This window comes from Sphingomonas sp. LH128 (assembly GCF_000293195.2).
In the GTDB taxonomy this organism is placed as follows: domain Bacteria; phylum Pseudomonadota; class Alphaproteobacteria; order Sphingomonadales; family Sphingomonadaceae; genus Novosphingobium; species Novosphingobium resinovorum_A.
Genome location: NZ_ALVC01000045.1, coordinates 1 through 16,830, shown reverse-complemented (window position 1 = coordinate 16,830; position 16,830 = coordinate 1). Strand labels below are relative to the sequence as shown.

Below are 16,830 nucleotides of genomic sequence, written 5' to 3'. Positions count from 1 at the left end.
TTTTTCCCCCCGCCGATGTGCGGTTCCTCAATAAAGCGCGTCAATCATCGCCTGCCGTGGCGCAATCCGTCCTGTCACTGGAGGAAGCGGCTGGGATCAGCGGAGAGCGGCACTAGCGGTCAGTCAGGAGTATCAGCATGGCGAAGTCAGCAAGGACGAAGCAGAAGCGGCAGGATGTGCAGGCCACGCCCAAAGCGGTAATCTATGCGCGCGTATCGTCCCGAGAGCAGGAGCGCGAGGGCTTTTCGATCCCCGCCCAGCTCAAGCTGCTGCACGACCATGCCGAAGCCAATGGCCTCACCGTTGCCGCCGAATATGTGGACATCGAGACCGCTAAGCACAGCGGGCGCACCAATTTCGGCGAGATGATCCGGTTCCTGCGCAAGAACCGCACCGTGCAGACCATTCTCGTTGAAAAGACCGACCGCCTCTATCGCAACCTGCGCGACTGGGTGACGATCGACGAGCTTGATGCCGAAATCCATCTGGTGAAGGAGGGCATTTCCCTGTCGCGGGAGTCCCGATCCTCCGAAAAGTTCATGCACGGCATCAAGGTGCTGATGGCGAAGAACTATATCGACAATCTCTCCGAAGAGGTCCGCAAGGGCATGCTGGAGAAGGCCGAGCAGGGCTTGTGGCCGAGCGCAGCGCCTTTCGGATACCGGAACATCGTCGGCCCGGACGGCAAGAAGGGAATTGCGGTCGAACCCGATCAGGGGCCGATCATCACCCGTCTGTTCGAGTGGTATGCGACGGGCGGCTATTCCTTGAAGGAGATCGGCGCGATGGCGCGCAAGGAGGGCCTGGCCTACCGCAAGAGCGGACGCGCCGTGCCGGTCAGCACCGTCCATAAAATCCTGCGGAGCCGCCTCTATACGGGTGAGTTCGAATGGCTTGGAAAGGTCTATCAGGGCAACCATGAGCCGCTGATTTCCAAGGACCTATGGTTCTGCGTTCAGGACATCCTTGACGGCCGCAATAACAAGACCCGCCATCCCAAGACGGGCGGGGGCGTGCGGGAGTTCGCATTCACCGGCCTGATAAGCTGCGGCCATTGCGGCTGCGCGCTGACGGCCGAGATCAAGAAGGGCAAATACATCTACTATCATTGCACCGGCTATCACGGGAAATGCCCGGAGAAGTTCGTGCGGGAAGAGGTATTGGAGGAGCAGTTCGCTGGGCTGCTTCGGAAGCTGCGGATCGACGAGGATGTTTATGTCCTTATCGTCGAGGCGCTCCGGGACAGCTTCGAAGTCGAGCGGCGCGACCACGATGAGGCGGTGACGAGCCTGCGCGCCGAGATCGACCGGCTGCGTAATCGACTGGAGGCGGTCTATGTGGACAAGCTCGACGGCACGGTCACGGAGGACTTCTACAGGCGCGTATCGGCCCAATGGCGTGATGAACTGGATCGCTGCCAGCGCGACCTGTCGCGGCATCAGGAGGCCAGCAACGACTATATGGACGAGGGGGTCGCGCTACTGACGCTGGCGCGCAAGGCGCATGGATTGTTCGAGGGTTCGAGCGGACCGGAAAAACGGCGGTTGCTCAACTTCCTACTATCGAACTGCACCTGGAAGCATGGCGAGCTAAGCGCCGATTACCAGCAACCCTTTGCGATGCTTGCAGAAACGATCGATGAAACCGACCCATCTCAAGGGGGTGGCGGTGCCACCACCCCCCAAATTGAGAATTGGTCGGGGAGACAGGATTCGAACCTGCGACATCTTGCTCCCAAAGCAAGCGCGCTACCGGGCTGCGCCACTCCCCGACCTGGGGTTGTCGATGCTGCTGCCCGCGAAGGCAGCAACCGGCGAATGGTGGGCCCGGCAGGATTCGAACCCGCGACCTAGCCGTTATGAGCGGCCAGCTCTAACCGCTGAGCTACAGGCCCCCGTGCCGGACCCGGCCCCATCGACGATGGCCGGATGCCATGCCCGTTAGCTTGGCAATCGGCATGACGCAAGCGGGGTTCTACCCGTGTTGCACGCTCTTCATGATTTCATGCACACTTGTCGGCTTCACTCCGCGCCGGGCGAGGTGGGTGAACAGGGTGCGCCACCAGTCGTAAAGACCGTCGAGGTCCGCTTCGCTGCGCACGTAAGGCGTGTGGCCGGTCGCCAGCGAAGGGCTGTGGAAGGAGAAGACCAGCACCGGCAGCCCTTCGTCGATGGCGATATCGACGCCGCGCAGGGCTTCTTCGGCGGTGATTCCCTCGGGCGTGAGGGGGATGCGTTCGAGCAGTCCCGTCCGCGCGAGGACGCCGCGCATCGTCGGTGCGCGCCACAAGTGCGGATAGATGACGTTGCCCACTTGCCGCAGTGGCCCCCAGTATACGGTGGTCAAGGGCAGCTCGAGAAGCTGGCGCGCTTCGTCGGTCCAGTAGGGGTGGAGCGGGTGCTCACGGTAATTGGGGCCGCCGGTGCCGCTATAGTCGAACCGCGCCCGCACCGAGGTATCGACGGCGATGCCGCATTCCATCAGGATTTCCGCCGTGCGCGGGCCAAGTCCGTAGCGTCCGGCGCGGTAGATGCGCGGGGGCGTGCCGAAGGCGCTTTCTATGCGGTCGCGCAAGGTGAGCAGCTTCTCGCGTTCCAGTTCGAACGGGAGGTTGCCTGCGTAGCTGTTGAGTTCGTTGACGTCCTCGACGAAGGGCGGGCTGACCCAGGGGTGAAGCTGCACGCCCACTTCGGCGCGCCCGGCGGAGACGGCATCGCCGATCGCTTCGGGGGCACAGGCCGAATCGGCGACCGGCCAGTCGATGAGGTAGGACGGGACGACGCCGAAACCCTCGCAGAACTGTTGGAACTTGCGGAGCGCCGGGACCGTGACGACGCTGTGCGCCTCGCGGTCGAGCGGGGCCGACCAATCGAATTCTTCCTCGGTATCGACGGTGACGATGAAGCGCTGGCCGAATTCCGGTCGGAAGGTGGCATGGGCCTGCTTGCCGGGGGGCTGCAGAAGGTTCGGGGCTGGCAAGGAATTTTTTCCCTCTGCGGGTCGCATCCACACGGGATTACTGCGAAAAAGTTGCCGAAATGCTATCGTTTGCGTCCATGCCGGTCGATGCGGAGCCGGTCAAGGCAGGCAGCGACAGATGGAGGCTGTTTGCGATGCGCTGCAGCGCGCCGCCTGCAGCAGCGGCCTCTGCTGCAGCGAGGCGCAAGGTGAAGCCGATCCCGAACATGCCCGCCGCCAGCGACTGGCCACGCTCGCTGGCGACCGGATCGAAGAGGGCCTCGGGATCCCGCTCGGCAAGGATTGCGGGAAGCTGGACGGCCAGTTCGATGATCGCGCCCTGGGCGGCGGGTCGGCGGCTCCAGCGCAGTTCAAGCGTTTCGCCCGGCGCGGTCGATCCGGCGAGGGCGGCGAACAGGCGCCAGACCAGCCGTTCGACCTCCGGCCGGGCGATGCGCAGCGGCAGGGTGGTGGCGGACGGGTCGGCGAGCATCGAGAAGCCGCTGCCGCGCGGCTCGGTCCAGGCGCGCAGGCGCACGATGGTCTGCGCGAGGACGCGGGCGAGATCGCACTCGCCGTCTTCCAGCGGCATCGCGCCCGATTCGAGCTTCACCAGCCGGTCCAGTTCCTCGAACCCGGCGAGGATGTGCGCGCAGTCGCCGGCGATGGCGGCGGCCAGCGCGCGGTATTCGTGCGGGGCAGGGCCGTAAAGCTGCTGCTGGATGATCTCGGCGGCGACCTGGATCGCGTTGGCGGGGGTGCGCAACTCGTGCAGCACTTCGCGCATGCGGTCGGCCTCGGCATGCGGCGCTGCCGGCACGGCGGCGACCTCGACAGGCGCAGCAAGGCGGCGCAGGCGGCCGCAATATCCGGCGAAGCGGCCATGGTCGAACCGGGGAGCGGCGTCGACTTGCCAGAGCCCGCTCACGGCAGGGGCGCCGGTGACGACGATACGGGCGGCGCGCAGCGGCAGGTGTTGCAGCATGGCCCGGGCGACCGGCTGCGCTTGCGGATCATGCGTGCCGAGGGCGAGGCCGACCACTGAGGACGCATAAGGGCCGTCGGCCCAGTCGATGCGGCCTTCGACGCCGGTGGTGAAGTCGATGGCGGCGGCCAGGCGATGCGGGGCGGGCGCAGCGGTATCGCCGAGCGGCAGGCGCGGCGAATCGGCCTGCGCTTCGGGCGGTCCCTTGGCCTCGCGTGCCTTGCGGAATTCCTCGATGCGGCGAACGATCGCGCCGATCCCCGCGTCGCGTTGGCCAGGGGAGGGGCCGGAAGCAGGGTCGGCCGCGACCTTGTGCTGCAGGTCCTTGTGCTGCTGCGCCGCGCGGGCGCGCGCCCATTCGCTGAGCGACGTCGGCGGCGGCGGGTCGTCTGCCATGTCGAGCAGTTCGAGCACGTCATCCGACATGTCCTGGTCGATGGCGATGTCACCGGTGGGGCGCTGGAAGCGGACCGGTATCTCGGGCAGCGGGTCTTCGGGCAGCGGGTCGGCGGGGCCGGAGGGAAGCCCGCGGTCGTGCACGCCAAGCTGTTCCAATAGCGCCTCGACGCGCGGCGACAGATCTCGGCGGTGGCGTAGGATGCCGCGCGCGCGCACCGGCAGGCGCGGGATCAGCGCCAGCCATGCCGCGTCGTCTAGATGAGCGGCTGCAATCCCGGCGCAGGCGACGTCGGGTTCGGCCTCGGCCAGCCAGGTCAGCAGGCGCGGATTGGCCATCGGCTGCAGGGGCTGGCGCAGCAACCGCGCGCGATCCGCGGCGGGGATTTCGCGGCCGAGCTGGCCCAGCCGGGCATAGGCCGCCTCCACCATCTCGCCCGTCTCCTGCGAATCAGTCGCACGTCCGAGAATGTCGATGAGCTGCCTGAACTGGATCCGCGCGAGACTGTCCCCCGAGGACGGGAGGCGCAGGACCGTGGCAAGGCGATCGTCGAAATGCATTCCATCTCCAGACGCGAAAGGCGCGCCTCGGGTTACGTGGCAGATTCGGTCCTATGCCCGCGTGATGTTTACCATAAGGAAAACACCGGGTCGCTTTTTCGTAGCAAAGTGCGTCGGGATCGAAAGAGCCGAGTTTCGGCCGTTGCAAAGCGGGACGATTACGCTATGGGCTAATAATATTACGGCGCGCTCGCATTTTCGATGTAGATGTTGCAACAAGGCGAAGCGAGAGGCGTGTGCCTGGGGAATTTGAATGATCAATCTCGATGAAATCGACCGTCGCCTGCTGGCGGAATTGCAGGCGGAAGGTCGCATCACCAATGTCGAACTCGCCCAGCGCGTGGGCCTGACCGCGCCGCCGTGCCTGCGCCGCGTGCGCAGCCTCGAGGAAGCGGGCGTGATCCAGGGCTATCATGCCGATCTCGACGCGTCGAAGCTGGGCTTCACGATCACCGTCTTCGCGCTGGTCAGCCTCAAGAGCCAGGCCGAGGAATCGCTGCGCGCCTTCGAGGACCACATGAAGGGCCTGCCCGAAGTGCGCGAGTGCCACATGCTCAACGGCGAGATCGACTTCATCCTGAAGATCGTCAGCCGCGATCTGCAGAGCTTCCAGGAATTCCTCACCAGCAAGCTGACGCCCGCGCCCAACGTGGACAGCGTCAAGACCTCGCTGACGATCCGCACCGCCAAGAGCATCCCGGGCGTTCCGCTGGGCTGAGGTTGGAGCGATGCGCGTGACGGGACGGTCGAAGCGTACGCCTTTGCTCGTTGCGGCGGTGGCGTTGCTGGTGGCGGCGAACGCCTGGTGGTTCTGGCCGCGCGGCGATGCGCAGAATACAGCGGCTTTCCAACTCGCCGACAGCAGCGACTACGGGCGATGTTCAGTAGCGGCAGGCATCACGCGTGCGGACATTGACGCCGCGTCGTTCTATGACGCCGCTGCCGACCGCTGGTTGGTGCAGGGCAAGCCGATTGCCGATCTTCACGGGCATATGTTGCCAGCAGAACCGCGCGGCAAGCGTCCGGGTTTCGTCATCGCGGGATTGGCGCAGCAGGCAACCACCGAGGATGTGCGCAAGGCGCTCCTCAATCTGACCGGGCAGGGTATCTGCCTTGTTGCGCTGCCCGATGCGGTCGATCCGCAGGGCGTGTCGGTGCACCGGATCGTTGCGGTTCGCGATGACCGGGGGGAACTGCGTCACTGCAAGGGGTGACGTACCGAAGTCGCCTTCATAGCGCCCGTCATCCCAGCGAAGGCTGGGACCGCTCTCGTCAGAGCTGCGCTATCTGCAAGACCCCCGCAAAATCCGCGCTGACCTGCCGATAGGGTGTAACATGGTCATAGCGGTCCCAGCCTTCGCTGGGATGACGATCGTGCTGCCGTTCAAAGCCCCGCGGCAGCCTCCAGCGCCAGCATGTAGCTTTGCGCGCCGAACCCGGCGATCGTGCCCTTCGCCGCCATGCCGACCCACGACTTGTGCCGGAAGTCCTCGCGCGTGTGCGGGTTGGAGAGATGGACCTCGATCACCGGCGCGGTGATAGAACGGATCGCGTCGAGCAGCGCCACCGATGTATGCGTATAGGCCCCGGCGTTCAGCAGCACCGCGTGGGCGCCCGCGTCCTCGGCCTCGTGCAGCCAGTCGACGAGGTCGCCTTCGTGGTTGGACTGGAAGAGCAGGACACTGATGCCCAGCGTCTTGCCGCGTTCTTCCAGCATCGCGCCGATGTCGTCGAGGGTCTGCGATCCGTAGATCGCCGGTTCGCGCTTGCCCAGCCGGTTGAGGTTGGGGCCGTTGAGCACGTAGACCAGCTTTTCCGTCATGGACTTGAATACCTTCCGCCAAAGCAGCGCGAGTTGTGGGACGCGAGGTTTAGCGGGCCGGGCGCAGGGTGCAAGCTGGACGGCGGCGCAGTGTCATTCGACCTTGGCGTGTCATTCAACCTTGCCGATGCCGGGATCGGGCGCGGCGAGCGCGCTGCCGATGCTGGGCGCCGAGGGTGGCGGCGCTGCGGGCGGCGGCGGGGAATTGCCCGGTCCGTCGTCCTTTTTCGAGGCCTGTTCGCTTGCGGGGGCATCGCCGCCGTAGAACGCCGCGAGCTTCGCTTCGCGCTCGGCCTTGGCGCGGGCCTTGGCTTCTGCGGCCGCGTCCTCGGCGGTGCTCTCGGTCGGGGCAGGTGCGGGAGGCTGGCTGCAGCCCGCCAGCGAAAAAAGCCCGGCAAGGCCAATCAAGGCTTTGCCGAGCGGACGGTGAAGGAGGGAGAGCGCGATCATGCGAGCAGGATAGCGCGAAAGCGTTAGCGTTTCGCTTACCGGTCGGAGCCCTTGGTCTTGCCCCACTGGCGCATCGCCGAATAGCCGAGGTAGCCTGTGCCGAAGAGCGCATAGAGCGGCTCCGGAATCCCCGCGAGATAGCCGTTCATCCCCGCGCCGATGGCCTTGGCGAGCCCCGGATTGAACGCCGCGACCACGCCCATCGGCAAGGCCCAGAGGATCACGAGGTACATCACGTAGAGAAAGCTCGGCCGCGCGCGGCTGGTCCAGGGGTCGGCGCTGTTCGCCTCGGCGACGATGGCCGAAAGGCTGGCCTGCAGCATTTCGAGTTCCTGGGTGTTCTCGAGCTTGAGCAGTTCCAGCTTGGCGCGGTCGCGCGCCTCGGGGTCGGGGACGACCTTGTCGATGATGCGGGTAACGGGGCCGAGCAGCGAATCGAGGAGGGCCATGGCAGGATCCTTTGCGAAAGTGACCCGCTTTCAAATGACCATATCGGTTCGTGTAGGAAAATGAATTCTTGCGCGCGGCCGCTGGGTTAGCGCCGCTGCGCAGGCTGGCACATCGAACCGGCTTCTTTCGCCAGCGCGAAATCTCCGGCCCTGAGCGCCGCCTTGCGCGCATCCGCGCACTTGCCGTCAGCGATCAGCGTGCCGACTTCTTCGCGAAGACCCTGCTCCTGACGGACCGCCTCCCGTTCCTCGTTCTTGTCGCGCAGGCCCTCGACTTCCTGAAAGCCCGAGTATCGCTGCTGGGCCGGATTGTCGCCCATGGTCTGGGTGGCCGTGCACGATGCGACATTGCCGAGGCGATAGCACGACGCGGTCTGCGCCATCGCAGGATAGGTCGCGAAGGTGCCCAGCCCGAAGGCAGCGACTGCAAGTGAGAGCTTCATGTTCACCCCGACATGTCAGACCATGGAAGGTGTCCGGGATGGCTGCGCAAGGCTATCTGGTCAAGTCCGGGGAGCCGATGACGGCCAATGTCATGGCCCCATCATCGTCGCCGGAACGAAAAACGCCGTCTCCCGCATGAAGCAGGAGACGGCGTTTTTGATTGGTCGGGACGAGAGGATTCGAACCTCCGACCCCCACACCCCCAGTGTGATGCGCTACCAGGCTGCGCTACGTCCCGACCGGAGCGCGGCCTATAGGCAGGTCTTTTCGGATGCGCAAGCACCTCCGGCATAGTTTTTCATCGCGTTGTCCACTCGCTTGAACGAAGGCGTGCGCGCCCTATCTGGCCCAGACACAGTGGGGGAGGCGCGGGAAGCCCGCGTTGCCAGCGCTTCGCTTTATTGCTAACCGCCCGCATCCGCCTGCGCGCAGGCTGCGGATCATACCGTCATGCGCGTCAGGCCCGGCCGGCACACGATTCGCCGTCCGACACGCGACACGAGAAGGCCCATCATTTTCATGCAGACCTCGATCCTCGCCCAGCTTGCCGCAGCCGCCCCCGCCGGTGCGCCGCCGGCCTGGATGACTTACCTGCCGTTCGTGGCGATGGCCGCGATCTTCTGGTTCCTCATCCTGCGCCCGCAGATGAAGCAGCAGAAGGAGCAGAAGAACAAGCTCGCGGCGCTCAAGAAGGGTGACGAGGTGCTGACCGGTGGCGGCCTGATCGGCAAGATCGTCAAGGTCGACGACAACTACGCCGAGATCGAACTGGCGCAGGGCGTGAAGGTCAAGGCGCTCAAGTCCACGATCGTCGACGTGATCCCACCCGCAGGCTCGAAGCCCGCGAACGACTGAACCGACCGGACGCTCCTTTGGGAAAGCGATTAGGCGATGCTTGAATTCTCGATCTTCAAGAAGGTCTGGTACTGGGGGATAGCGGCGGTGCTCTGCCTGCTGTCCGTACCCACGCTGCTGACCTTCACCAATATCCACCTGCCCGCAGGCGTGCCCGCGCCCAAGGTCAACCTCGGCCTCGATCTTGCGGGCGGCTCGCGCCTGCTGCTGGAAGCCGACCGCAATCAGGTCGTTCAGCAGCGCCTGCAGGGCATGGAGGAATCGGTCCGCACCAAGCTGGGCGCGGCCGAGCCCGCCATCGGCATCGGCGACGTATCGAGCCGGGGCGGCCGTCTGACCTTCACCGTACGCGACACGTCGCAGGTGGACGCCGCGCGCGAGGCGCTGCTGCCGCTGACCAATGGTGCGGGCCTGACCGGCCAGCGTGACTGGGACATCTCGGTCGTCAACGGCAACCAGTTCGTGCTGGCGCCGACTTCGGCGGGCATCGACCTCGAAGTCAGCAACGCGATGGAAACCGCCGTCGAGGTCGTCCGCAAGCGTATCGACGCGCTGGGCACCAAGGAGCCCGACATCCGCCGTCTCGGCGGCACCCGCATCGACGTGCAGGTGCCCGGTCTGCAGGATCCGGCGGCGCTCAAGGCGCTGCTCGGCCAGACCGCCAAGCTCGAATTCAAGATGGTGGACGAGACCGCATCGCCCGCCGACCTCGCACAGGGCATCGCGCCTCCGGGTGACGAGATCGCGCCTTATGCCGAGGGCATGGCTGAAGGGCCGAGCCCGGTCATCGCGGTCAAGCGCCTCGGCGGCATCACCGGCGACCAGCTGACGAACGCCAAGCAGGGCTTCGACCAGCAGAACAACCGCGCGGTGGTGAACATCACCTTCAACCAGCAGGGCGGCGAGAAGTTCGCGGCGCTGACCAGCGCCAACGTCGGCAAGCGCTTCGCCATCATCCTCGACGGCAAGGTGCTCTCGGCGCCCTCGATCAACGAGGCGATCCTGGGCGGCAGCGCGCAGATCTCGGGCAGCTTTACCACGAAGTCGGCCACTCAGCTGGCGATCGCGCTGCGTTCGGGCGCACTGCCGGTGGACCTCAAGGTCGTCGAGGAACGCACCGTCGGTCCCGACCTCGGCGCCGAGGCGATCCATAAGGGTGCCGTCGCGATGGGCGTCGGCACGCTGGCGCTCGTGCTCTTCATCATCCTGACTTACGGCCGTTTCGGCATCTATGCCTGCATCTGCGCCCTTGCGATCAACATCCTGATGATCCTGGGCGTGATGGCGGTGTTCGGCACCACTCTGACGCTGCCGGGCATCGCCGGCTTCGTGCTGACGCTGGGCGCGGCGGTGGACGCCAACGTGCTCATCAACGAACGCATCCGCGAGGAACGGTCCAAGGGCCGCCGCGTGGTGCAGTCGGTGGAACTGGGCTACAAGGAAGCGAGCCGCGCGATCTTCGACGCCAACATCACCAACTCGATCGCGGCGCTGCTGATGTTCGCGTTCGGTTCGGGTCCGGTGCGCGGCTTCGCGGTCGTGCTGATGATCGGTATCGTCACCTCGGTGTTCACCGCCGTGACCCTGACCCGCATGTGGGTTGCCGGATGGCTGCGCAAGGCGCGCCCTTCGGACCTCAACCTGTAAGCGCGGAGAGAGACAATGAAGCTCCTCAAGCTCATTCCCGACAACACCAACATCCACTTTCTCAAGTGGCAGTGGCCGTTCTTCATCAGCAACATCGTGCTGATGGTCGCCTCGGTGGTGCTGCTGTTCACCCACGGGTTGAACCTGGGCGTCGACTTCGTCGGCGGCCAGATGATCCGCGTGACCTTCGAGCGCAGCGCGGTCGCGCCGGTGGACGCGCTGACCAAGACCGTCGACAAGCTCGGCTACGGCGAGCCGGTCGTGCAGAACTTCGGCAAGCCCAACGAAGTCTCGCTGCGCATGCGCCTGCCCGAGGGCACCGAGGCGCATCCGCAGTTGGCCGACGCGATGGCGCAGAAGATCACCACCACGGTCAAGCAGGCATTCCCGGATGCGCGCATCGACGGCGTCGATTCGGTCTCGGGCAAGGTCTCGGGCGAACTGCTCAAGACCGGCGTGCTGGCGCTGAGCCTGGCGATGCTGTGCATCTCGATCTACATCTGGGTGCGTTTCGAATGGCAGTTCGCCGCAGGGGCCTTGTTCGCGCTGATCCAGGACATTCTGCTGACCGTGGGCATGTTCTCGCTGACGCAGATGGAGTTCGACCTCAACATCGTGGCGGCGCTGCTGACGCTGCTGGGTTATTCGCTGAACGACAAGATCGTGGTCTACGACCGCATCCGCGAGAACCTCAAGAAGCACCGCCGCATGCCGATGGCCGAACTGCTCGACCTGTCGGTGAACGAGACGCTGTCGCGCACGGTCGTGACCTCGCTGTCGATCCTGATCATGCTGGTGGCGCTGCTGCTGCTGGGTCCGGACGTGATCTTCGGCTTCACCGCCGCGATCACGCTGGGCATCTTCATCGGTACGTACAGCTCGATCTTCATGTCCGCGCCGATCCTGATCTGGCTGGGCGTGAAGTCGGACAGCTTCGTGCAGACCGAATCGGCGATCGACCGTCAGGAGCGTCTGGCCCGCGAGCGTGGTCAGCCGCAGCCCTGATCTTCCTCGGCGGCTAGAGAAAAAGGCCCGTCCCGCGCGATGCGGGGCGGGCCTTTTCGCTGGCGCGCGCTATAGCGGCTCAGGTTTGGAGAATACGATGAGCAATCCGTCGAAGGCGTGGGACGCCCCGCAAGTGCGCAAATGGCTGGAGCGCCGGTTCGAAGCGGCGAAACTCGACCAGGCGGACGCCGACAGGCGCGGCTACGAGGCGCAGGACGACTACGACAAGGCGGCGGCCGAGGAATGGGTCTGCCGGACGCTGAAGGCGGCGGACTGCGTGGACGACCAGACCGCCTTCGCCGCGCGGATCAAGGAACTGATCGCTGAGGACGAATACCGGGTGACGGGCATCTATGACGATGCGCGCTTCCAGCGGAACGTCCGCGGCCAGCTACGCAAGCTGGCCAAGATGACCAAGGCGAACGAAGGGTTCGAAAAGACGCTGCGATATCAGTGAGCGCGGCGCGGCGGGCGATCAGGCTTTCGTCAAAGCCTTGGCCACGCTCACGAACTCCGCGACCGACAGCGTTTCGGCCCGGCGCTGGGCGTCGATACCGAGGGCTTCCAGCGCATCCAGTGCGCCGGGCACGCCCTTGAGGCTCTGGCGCAGCATCTTGCGGCGCTGGCCGAAGGCGCCCTCGGTCACGCGCTCCAGCACGCGCATGGAAACGCCCTCGGGCGCTTCGCGGGGCACGACGTGGACGATCGCCGACATGACCTTGGGCGGCGGGGTGAAGGCGCTGCGGTGGACCTTCATCGCCAGCTTCGCCTTCGAGCGCCACTGCGCCAGCACCGCAAGGCGGCCATAGGCGGAAGTATCCGGCTCGGCGACGATGCGGCGGGCGACTTCCTCCTGGAACATCAGCGTCAGCGAGGCCCACTGCGGCGGCCATGCCTCTCCCGATAGCCAGCCGGTGAACAGCGCCGTGCCGACGTTGTAGGGCAGGTTGGAGAGGATGTGATACTCGCCCGCGAACAGCGTCTTCGGATCGATCTTGAGCGCGTCGCCCTCGATGACCTTGAGCTTGCCGGGGAATGCCTCCGCCAGTTCGGCGAGGGCGGGCAGGCAGCGGCGGTCCATCTCAATCGCGGTGACGTTGGCGCCCGCACGCAGCAGGGCGCGGGTCAGGCCGCCGGGGCCGGGGCCGACTTCGAGCACGTCCTTGCCGTCCAGCGATCCGGGAATCGCGGCGATGCGGTCGAGCAGTTGCTCATCGAACAGGAAGTTCTGGCCGAGCGCCTTGGAGGCCGAAAGGCCGTGGCGGGCGATAACTTCGCGTAAGGGGGGGAGGGTGGTCATTGCGTAAGTGCCCACCCCGTCCGGCTAGGCGGTAAACCGCCAAGCCTACCGGCCCTCCCGCAAGCGGGAGGGCTGAACGGTGCTGCTCCCCTCCCGCTTGCGGAAGGGGCGGGGGGTGGGCCTACTAGTGGATTCGTCTTCATGCGGCCCTCCGCGCGGCGCATTCGCCGGCCATGCGGATCGCGGCGATCATCGCGCCGGCGCTCGCCATGCCCTTGCCGGCGATGGCGAAGGCGGTGCCGTGGTCGGGCGAGGTGCGCACAATCGGCAGGCCGAGCGTCACGTTCACGCCCTGATCGAAGTCGAGCGTCTTGATCGGGATCAGCGCCTGATCGTGGTACATGCATAGCGCCACGTCGTAGCCCTCGCGCGCGTGGGCGGCGAACAGGGCGTCGGCGGGATGCGGGCCGGTGACGGCCAGCCCCTCGGCCTGCAGGGCGGCGATGGCGGGGACGATGACGTCGCGGTCCTCGGTGCCCATGCGGCCGTCCTCGCCCGCGTGCGGGTTGAGGCCGGTGATCGCGATGCGCGCCGACGGCAGGCCGAAATCGCGGGCGAGGGCGCGGGCGACGATGCGGGCCTTGCTCTCGATGAGGTCGCGGGTGACGAGGCCCGGCACTGCCGCCAGTGCTTCGTGGACGGTCAGCGGCACGGTGCGCAAGGACGGCCCGGCGAGCATCATAACGGCTGCCTCGTGGGGCAAGCCGCAGGCGTCGGCGAGGAATTCGGTTTGCCCGGGCTGGGTGAAGCCGACTGCGGCCAGTTTCGACTTGGCGATCGGGCCGGTGACCACGCCGCCCGCCTCGCCCGACAGCGCGAGCGCGGTGGCCTTGGTCAGCGAGTGCAGGGCGAGCGCTGCGCCCTCGATGGTCGGTTCACCGAATGCGGGAGCGCAGTCCTCGCCGCCCAGCACCGGCAGGGCCGAGCCGAATACGCTTGCCGCTTCACTGGCTGCAGAGATCGACGCGACAGGCAGGTCGATCCCGCGCGTCGCCGCTGCTGCGCGCAGGACAGCCGCGCCGCCTACGACGAAGAACGGCGGGAGGGCCATTTCCCTGCGCCGCACCCAGCTTTCGGCAATCACTTCGGGGGCGATCCCGGCGGGATCGCCCAAAGACACGGCGAGTGGGGCCGTCATAGTCCGATCAGTTGTATTCGATGACGGCATCACGGCGCAGGTCGCGCAAGTAGGTCTGCGCGCGCTTGTTGACGCGGTCGTCCTCGAGCTGGGCCTGAAGCTGTTCGAAGCTCGGGCCGCTCTCGGTCTGCGGGTCGTCGCGGCCGCACAGCATGAGGATACGCACGCCGTCTTCGAGCGAGCCGAACGGCGGCAGTGTTTCGCCGGGTGAAAGCTGCAGGATCGAGTTCTGGATCTGCGCCGGAAGGTCGCGCGCCTTGACCTGGTCGTTGGTGACGACTTGCGCGCCGAGACCCTTGGCCACGCCATCGACGTCGCCGCAGCCCTTGGCCGCCTTCATCGCGGTCTGGAACGCCTCGGCGCGCTTGCCGGCCTCGGCCTCGCTCACGCCCTTGGGGAAGGGCAGCGAGATCTGCTTCAGCGCGAGAACCGCGTCGCGCGGATCGGCGGTGAGGACCTGGCGCTTGTCGATCAGGTAAAGGATGTCGAAACCGCCGGGCACCTCGATCGGGCCGACCAGCTGGCCGGATTCCATGTCGCGGGCGACGGCCTGCAGTTCGGTGGGCAACTGCGCAAGGCGCACCCAGCCCAGGTCGCCGCCGACCGAGGCAGTGCTCGCCTGCGAATACTGGCGGGCATAGGCGACGAAGCTGCCGCCACCCTTGAGCTGCTGCACGATCTGCGTGGCGTTCTGGTAGACCTGATCGCGCGCCTCGGGCGAGGCGGCGAGGTAGATTTCACCGAGGCGGTACTCGTCGGTGCCCTTGGCGGCCTTGAGGCGGGCCAGCACGTCGTTCACTTCGTCGTCGGAAACGTTGATGAAGGGCTGGACGTTGCGCTGGAGCAGGCGCTGCCACGAAAGCTCGCCGCGAATCTGGCGCTTGAGCGAGTCCGCCGAGGAACCGACGCGCTTGAGGTAAGCGTCCATGGCGGAGGTGTTCTGGCCGAAGTTCTGCTGCGCGACGCGGGCATAGGACTGGTTGATCTCGGCCTCGTCTACCGAGACGTCGGCGGCCTTGGCCTCCTGGATCTGCAGCGTCTCGTCGATGAGGTTGCGCAGGACCTGCAGGCGCAGGCGCTTGAGTTCTTCCTCGTCGATCTTGCCCTGGTTGGCCGCGACGATGAGGGCAAGGCGCTGGTCGACGTCGGTGCCGGTGATGACGTCGCCATTCACGACCGCAGTGGCGCGGCGCATGTTCGGGTTGTCGTTGCCGAAAATCTTCACGTCGTCGGGGATCGAAATCTCGCCCTGCGGAGCGGATTGAGCATGAACGGTCAGCGCGGAAGACATCGCAGCGAGGCCGCCGACGCAAAGGAGGGCGCGCTTGAGGAACTTGCGGTTAACTGCTTGCACCGTTGTATCAATCCCGTTTTCGACCGACCCGTGGGGCCGGTGCATCAACGGCGGGAAGTCCCGAAGCCGGGAATTGCCGCCGCATTTATCCAAGTCACACCTGCCGGGAGGCGGCTTAACTGAAAATGAGCACACCCGATAGCGGCTTTGCCGGAATGTGCCAATCTTTGCTCGTGCGTATCGGGCGAAGGCGAACCTAGATGCCGCCGCCGATGTTCTTCAGCGCGAAGCCCAGCTGGAAAGAGTCGCCGCGCTTCACGTCGCCGAGCGCCACGTAATCGCGGCGCCAGGTCAGCGAAATCTGGACGCAGTCGTCTTCGTAGGCCGCGCCGAAGCGCGTGCGCAGCGGCTGGAAACCGTTGGAGCCGTATTGCAGGTTGTCCTTGCGGCTGGTCATGTTGACGACGGCCGAGCCGAACATCGACCAGTAGCGGGCAAACGCGATACGCCCTGCAGCGCGCAGTTCCTCCCTGTCCTGCAAGTCTTCGACGCTGTTGACGATGTTGCGATTAAGGCGGGTGTAACCCAGTTCGAGGTAGCTCTGGGTATTGCCGATCACCGCATCGAATTCGTTGCGGCGCACGGCCATCGTGTCCTTGTCCAGCCTGAAGCGGTGGATAAAGTTCAGGAAGTCCCGGTAGCGGATCTCGGTGCGGCCGACGATGTCGGAGGTCTTGTTCGACAGACCGGTGCCATCGGGCAGAACGGTGTTCTGGTTGCTCAGGCGCACCGACTGGCCCACCGTGGTCTTGATCTTCCAGCGCGGCCGCTCGAACTGCCAGTCGAAGCCGTAGGTGAAGCGCACGCCGTCCTCGACCCGGTCGTAGCCCGGGAAGCGGTTGAGAGCGAAGAGGTTGCCGGTGTCGAGATCGACCGCGCGCGAATCCTCGTTGGGGATCGCGAGGTTCCGGAAGTGGGGCGAGGCGACCAACTGGACGCGCGGGGTCAGCACCTGCGTGCCGCCGAATGCCTGCCCTACCAGCGGCCACTTTACATCCACCGCCGCCGTCGCGATGCCGCGCTCCTGCCAGCCGGCGAGCCCGCGATACAGGTCTTCCGTGGTCAGGGCGTTGTCGGAGGAGTGGTAGACGTCACCGCGCACGAGCCCGGTAACGGTGATTTCCTGGCCCATGCGGGTCAACTGGCGCAGTGACCATTGCGCACTGGCAAAGGCACGCTGGGTGTCCTGCCCGTCGGTCCGGCTGATGTTAAGCGAATTGGCCTGAATCTCGAATTTGCCGCCGAGGAGCGGGTCGTCGATGCGCCGGCGATAGTCGATCATCGGCAGCGCCACCGGGATCAGGCCCTGCTGGCGGCTGGCTACCAGGGTCTGCGTGGCGTAGCCCGCGATCGAGAAGTAGCTGTCCTGGTCGATCCGCTCCACTTCGACCATCGAGCGCAGGCGGTCGTCGCGGTTGTTGTCGTAGCGGCGCAGGAAGGTGCGGTCGGTCGCGCGCCGGATCGAG

Annotated in this window: 16 protein-coding genes, 3 tRNA genes and 1 pseudogene; 7 read left to right on the top strand and 13 right to left on the bottom strand. The window is 65.8% G+C overall.

From position 1 onward, the window contains the following. Nucleotides 1-137: 137 nt before the first annotated feature. Nucleotides 138-1,127, top strand: a pseudogene (locus LH128_RS34980) (recombinase family protein); the annotation flags it as partial. A 567-nt stretch (nucleotides 1,128-1,694) separates the two neighbouring features. On the opposite strand, the gene LH128_RS04495 reads toward LH128_RS34980, so the two are convergent. The 4 genes from LH128_RS04495 to LH128_RS04480 form a co-directional block, all read right to left on the bottom strand. Further along, nucleotides 1,695-1,771, bottom strand: a tRNA-Pro gene (locus LH128_RS04495). 47 nt (nucleotides 1,772-1,818) lie between these two features. Beyond that, nucleotides 1,819-1,894 (bottom strand) — tRNA-Ile (locus tag LH128_RS04490). 80 nt (nucleotides 1,895-1,974) lie between these two features. Next, the gene (locus LH128_RS04485) at nucleotides 1,975-2,979 is read right to left on the bottom strand and encodes a polysaccharide deacetylase family protein (protein ID WP_008828390.1); all 1,005 of its coding nucleotides are present in this window, start codon (nucleotides 2,977-2,979) and stop codon (nucleotides 1,975-1,977) included. 37 nt (nucleotides 2,980-3,016) lie between these two features. After that, complete coding sequence (locus LH128_RS04480) at nucleotides 3,017-4,900, bottom strand: HAMP domain-containing histidine kinase (protein WP_008828389.1); 1,884 nt, start codon at nucleotides 4,898-4,900, stop codon at nucleotides 3,017-3,019. A 253-nt stretch (nucleotides 4,901-5,153) separates the two neighbouring features. On the opposite strand from LH128_RS04480, the gene LH128_RS04475 reads away from it, so the two are divergent. Next, nucleotides 5,154-5,618, top strand: coding sequence for an Lrp/AsnC family transcriptional regulator (locus LH128_RS04475; protein WP_008828388.1), 465 nt, complete (start codon nucleotides 5,154-5,156; stop codon nucleotides 5,616-5,618). A 10-nt stretch (nucleotides 5,619-5,628) separates the two neighbouring features. Next, complete coding sequence (locus LH128_RS04470; protein WP_008828387.1) at nucleotides 5,629-6,114, top strand: hypothetical protein; 486 nt, start codon at nucleotides 5,629-5,631, stop codon at nucleotides 6,112-6,114. A 170-nt stretch (nucleotides 6,115-6,284) separates the two neighbouring features. Here the strand turns inward: LH128_RS04470 and aroQ are convergent, their stop codons facing one another. From aroQ to LH128_RS04445, 5 genes are all read right to left on the bottom strand, one after another. Then, on the bottom strand, nucleotides 6,285-6,722 hold the full coding sequence (aroQ, locus tag LH128_RS04465; RefSeq protein WP_008828386.1) for a type II 3-dehydroquinate dehydratase: 438 nt from the start codon (nucleotides 6,720-6,722) through the stop codon (nucleotides 6,285-6,287). 111 nt (nucleotides 6,723-6,833) lie between these two features. Continuing rightward, nucleotides 6,834-7,172: a hypothetical protein gene (locus LH128_RS04460; protein WP_008828385.1), complete on the bottom strand. Its 339-nt coding sequence runs from the start codon at nucleotides 7,170-7,172 to the stop codon at nucleotides 6,834-6,836. A gap of 35 nt (nucleotides 7,173-7,207) precedes the next feature. After that, complete coding sequence (locus LH128_RS04455; RefSeq protein ID WP_008828384.1) at nucleotides 7,208-7,621, bottom strand: holin family protein; 414 nt, start codon at nucleotides 7,619-7,621, stop codon at nucleotides 7,208-7,210. Nucleotides 7,622-7,707: 86 nt separating this feature from the next. After that, nucleotides 7,708-8,064: a hypothetical protein gene (locus tag LH128_RS04450; protein ID WP_008828383.1), complete on the bottom strand. Its 357-nt coding sequence runs from the start codon at nucleotides 8,062-8,064 to the stop codon at nucleotides 7,708-7,710. Between the two features lie 162 nt (nucleotides 8,065-8,226). Next, a tRNA-Pro gene (locus tag LH128_RS04445) sits at nucleotides 8,227-8,303 on the bottom strand. 281 nt (nucleotides 8,304-8,584) lie between these two features. Between LH128_RS04445 and yajC the strand changes: the two genes are divergently transcribed. The 4 genes from yajC to LH128_RS04425 all read left to right on the top strand — a co-directional run bounded on the left by yajC (nucleotide 8,585) and on the right by LH128_RS04425 (nucleotide 12,029). Then, complete coding sequence (gene yajC / locus LH128_RS04440; RefSeq protein WP_008828382.1) at nucleotides 8,585-8,920, top strand: preprotein translocase subunit YajC; 336 nt, start codon at nucleotides 8,585-8,587, stop codon at nucleotides 8,918-8,920. Nucleotides 8,921-8,956: 36 nt separating this feature from the next. Continuing rightward, the gene (secD, locus tag LH128_RS04435) at nucleotides 8,957-10,567 is read left to right on the top strand and encodes a protein translocase subunit SecD (protein ID WP_008828381.1); all 1,611 of its coding nucleotides are present in this window, start codon (nucleotides 8,957-8,959) and stop codon (nucleotides 10,565-10,567) included. Between the two features lie 15 nt (nucleotides 10,568-10,582). Further along, complete coding sequence (secF, locus tag LH128_RS04430) at nucleotides 10,583-11,572, top strand: protein translocase subunit SecF (RefSeq protein WP_008828380.1); 990 nt, start codon at nucleotides 10,583-10,585, stop codon at nucleotides 11,570-11,572. A gap of 97 nt (nucleotides 11,573-11,669) precedes the next feature. After that, complete coding sequence (locus tag LH128_RS04425; RefSeq protein WP_008828379.1) at nucleotides 11,670-12,029, top strand: hypothetical protein; 360 nt, start codon at nucleotides 11,670-11,672, stop codon at nucleotides 12,027-12,029. An 18-nt stretch (nucleotides 12,030-12,047) separates the two neighbouring features. Here the strand turns inward: LH128_RS04425 and rsmA are convergent, their stop codons facing one another. The 4 genes from rsmA to LH128_RS04405 all read right to left on the bottom strand — a co-directional run. Then, nucleotides 12,048-12,872, bottom strand: a complete 825-nt coding sequence (rsmA, locus tag LH128_RS04420; protein ID WP_008828378.1) for a 16S rRNA (adenine(1518)-N(6)/adenine(1519)-N(6))-dimethyltransferase RsmA — start codon at nucleotides 12,870-12,872, stop codon at nucleotides 12,048-12,050. Nucleotides 12,873-13,011: 139 nt separating this feature from the next. Then, complete coding sequence (gene pdxA, locus LH128_RS04415) at nucleotides 13,012-14,010, bottom strand: 4-hydroxythreonine-4-phosphate dehydrogenase PdxA (protein WP_008828377.1); 999 nt, start codon at nucleotides 14,008-14,010, stop codon at nucleotides 13,012-13,014. A 7-nt stretch (nucleotides 14,011-14,017) separates the two neighbouring features. Next, nucleotides 14,018-15,364 (bottom strand): peptidylprolyl isomerase, encoded by a 1,347-nt coding sequence (locus tag LH128_RS04410; RefSeq protein WP_008828376.1) that lies wholly within the window; start codon nucleotides 15,362-15,364, stop codon nucleotides 14,018-14,020. 196 nt (nucleotides 15,365-15,560) lie between these two features. Further along, nucleotides 15,561-16,830 (bottom strand): LPS-assembly protein LptD (locus LH128_RS04405; RefSeq protein WP_008828375.1); only part of this gene is annotated, 1,270 nt, incomplete at its 5' end.

Bases quoted from the DNA above. Each gene is read 5' to 3' on its own strand.
- LH128_RS04480 (WP_008828389.1), bottom strand. From the start codon at position 4,900: ATGCATTTCGACGATCGCCTTGCCACGGTCCTGCGCCTCCCGTCCTCG.
- LH128_RS04475 (WP_008828388.1), top strand. From the start codon at position 5,154: ATGATCAATCTCGATGAAATCGACCGTCGCCTGCTGGCGGAATTGCAG.
- LH128_RS04470 (WP_008828387.1), top strand. From the start codon at position 5,629: ATGCGCGTGACGGGACGGTCGAAGCGTACGCCTTTGCTCGTTGCGGCG.
- aroQ (WP_008828386.1), bottom strand. From the start codon at position 6,722: ATGACGGAAAAGCTGGTCTACGTGCTCAACGGCCCCAACCTCAACCGG.
- LH128_RS04460 (WP_008828385.1), bottom strand. From the start codon at position 7,172: ATGATCGCGCTCTCCCTCCTTCACCGTCCGCTCGGCAAAGCCTTGATT.
- LH128_RS04455 (WP_008828384.1), bottom strand. From the start codon at position 7,621: ATGGCCCTCCTCGATTCGCTGCTCGGCCCCGTTACCCGCATCATCGAC.
- LH128_RS04450 (WP_008828383.1), bottom strand. From the start codon at position 8,064: ATGAAGCTCTCACTTGCAGTCGCTGCCTTCGGGCTGGGCACCTTCGCG.
- yajC (WP_008828382.1), top strand. From the start codon at position 8,585: ATGCAGACCTCGATCCTCGCCCAGCTTGCCGCAGCCGCCCCCGCCGGT.
- secD (WP_008828381.1), top strand. From the start codon at position 8,957: ATGCTTGAATTCTCGATCTTCAAGAAGGTCTGGTACTGGGGGATAGCG.
- secF (WP_008828380.1), top strand. From the start codon at position 10,583: ATGAAGCTCCTCAAGCTCATTCCCGACAACACCAACATCCACTTTCTC.
- LH128_RS04425 (WP_008828379.1), top strand. From the start codon at position 11,670: ATGAGCAATCCGTCGAAGGCGTGGGACGCCCCGCAAGTGCGCAAATGG.
- rsmA (WP_008828378.1), bottom strand. From the start codon at position 12,872: ATGACCACCCTCCCCCCCTTACGCGAAGTTATCGCCCGCCACGGCCTT.
- pdxA (WP_008828377.1), bottom strand. From the start codon at position 14,010: ATGACGGCCCCACTCGCCGTGTCTTTGGGCGATCCCGCCGGGATCGCC.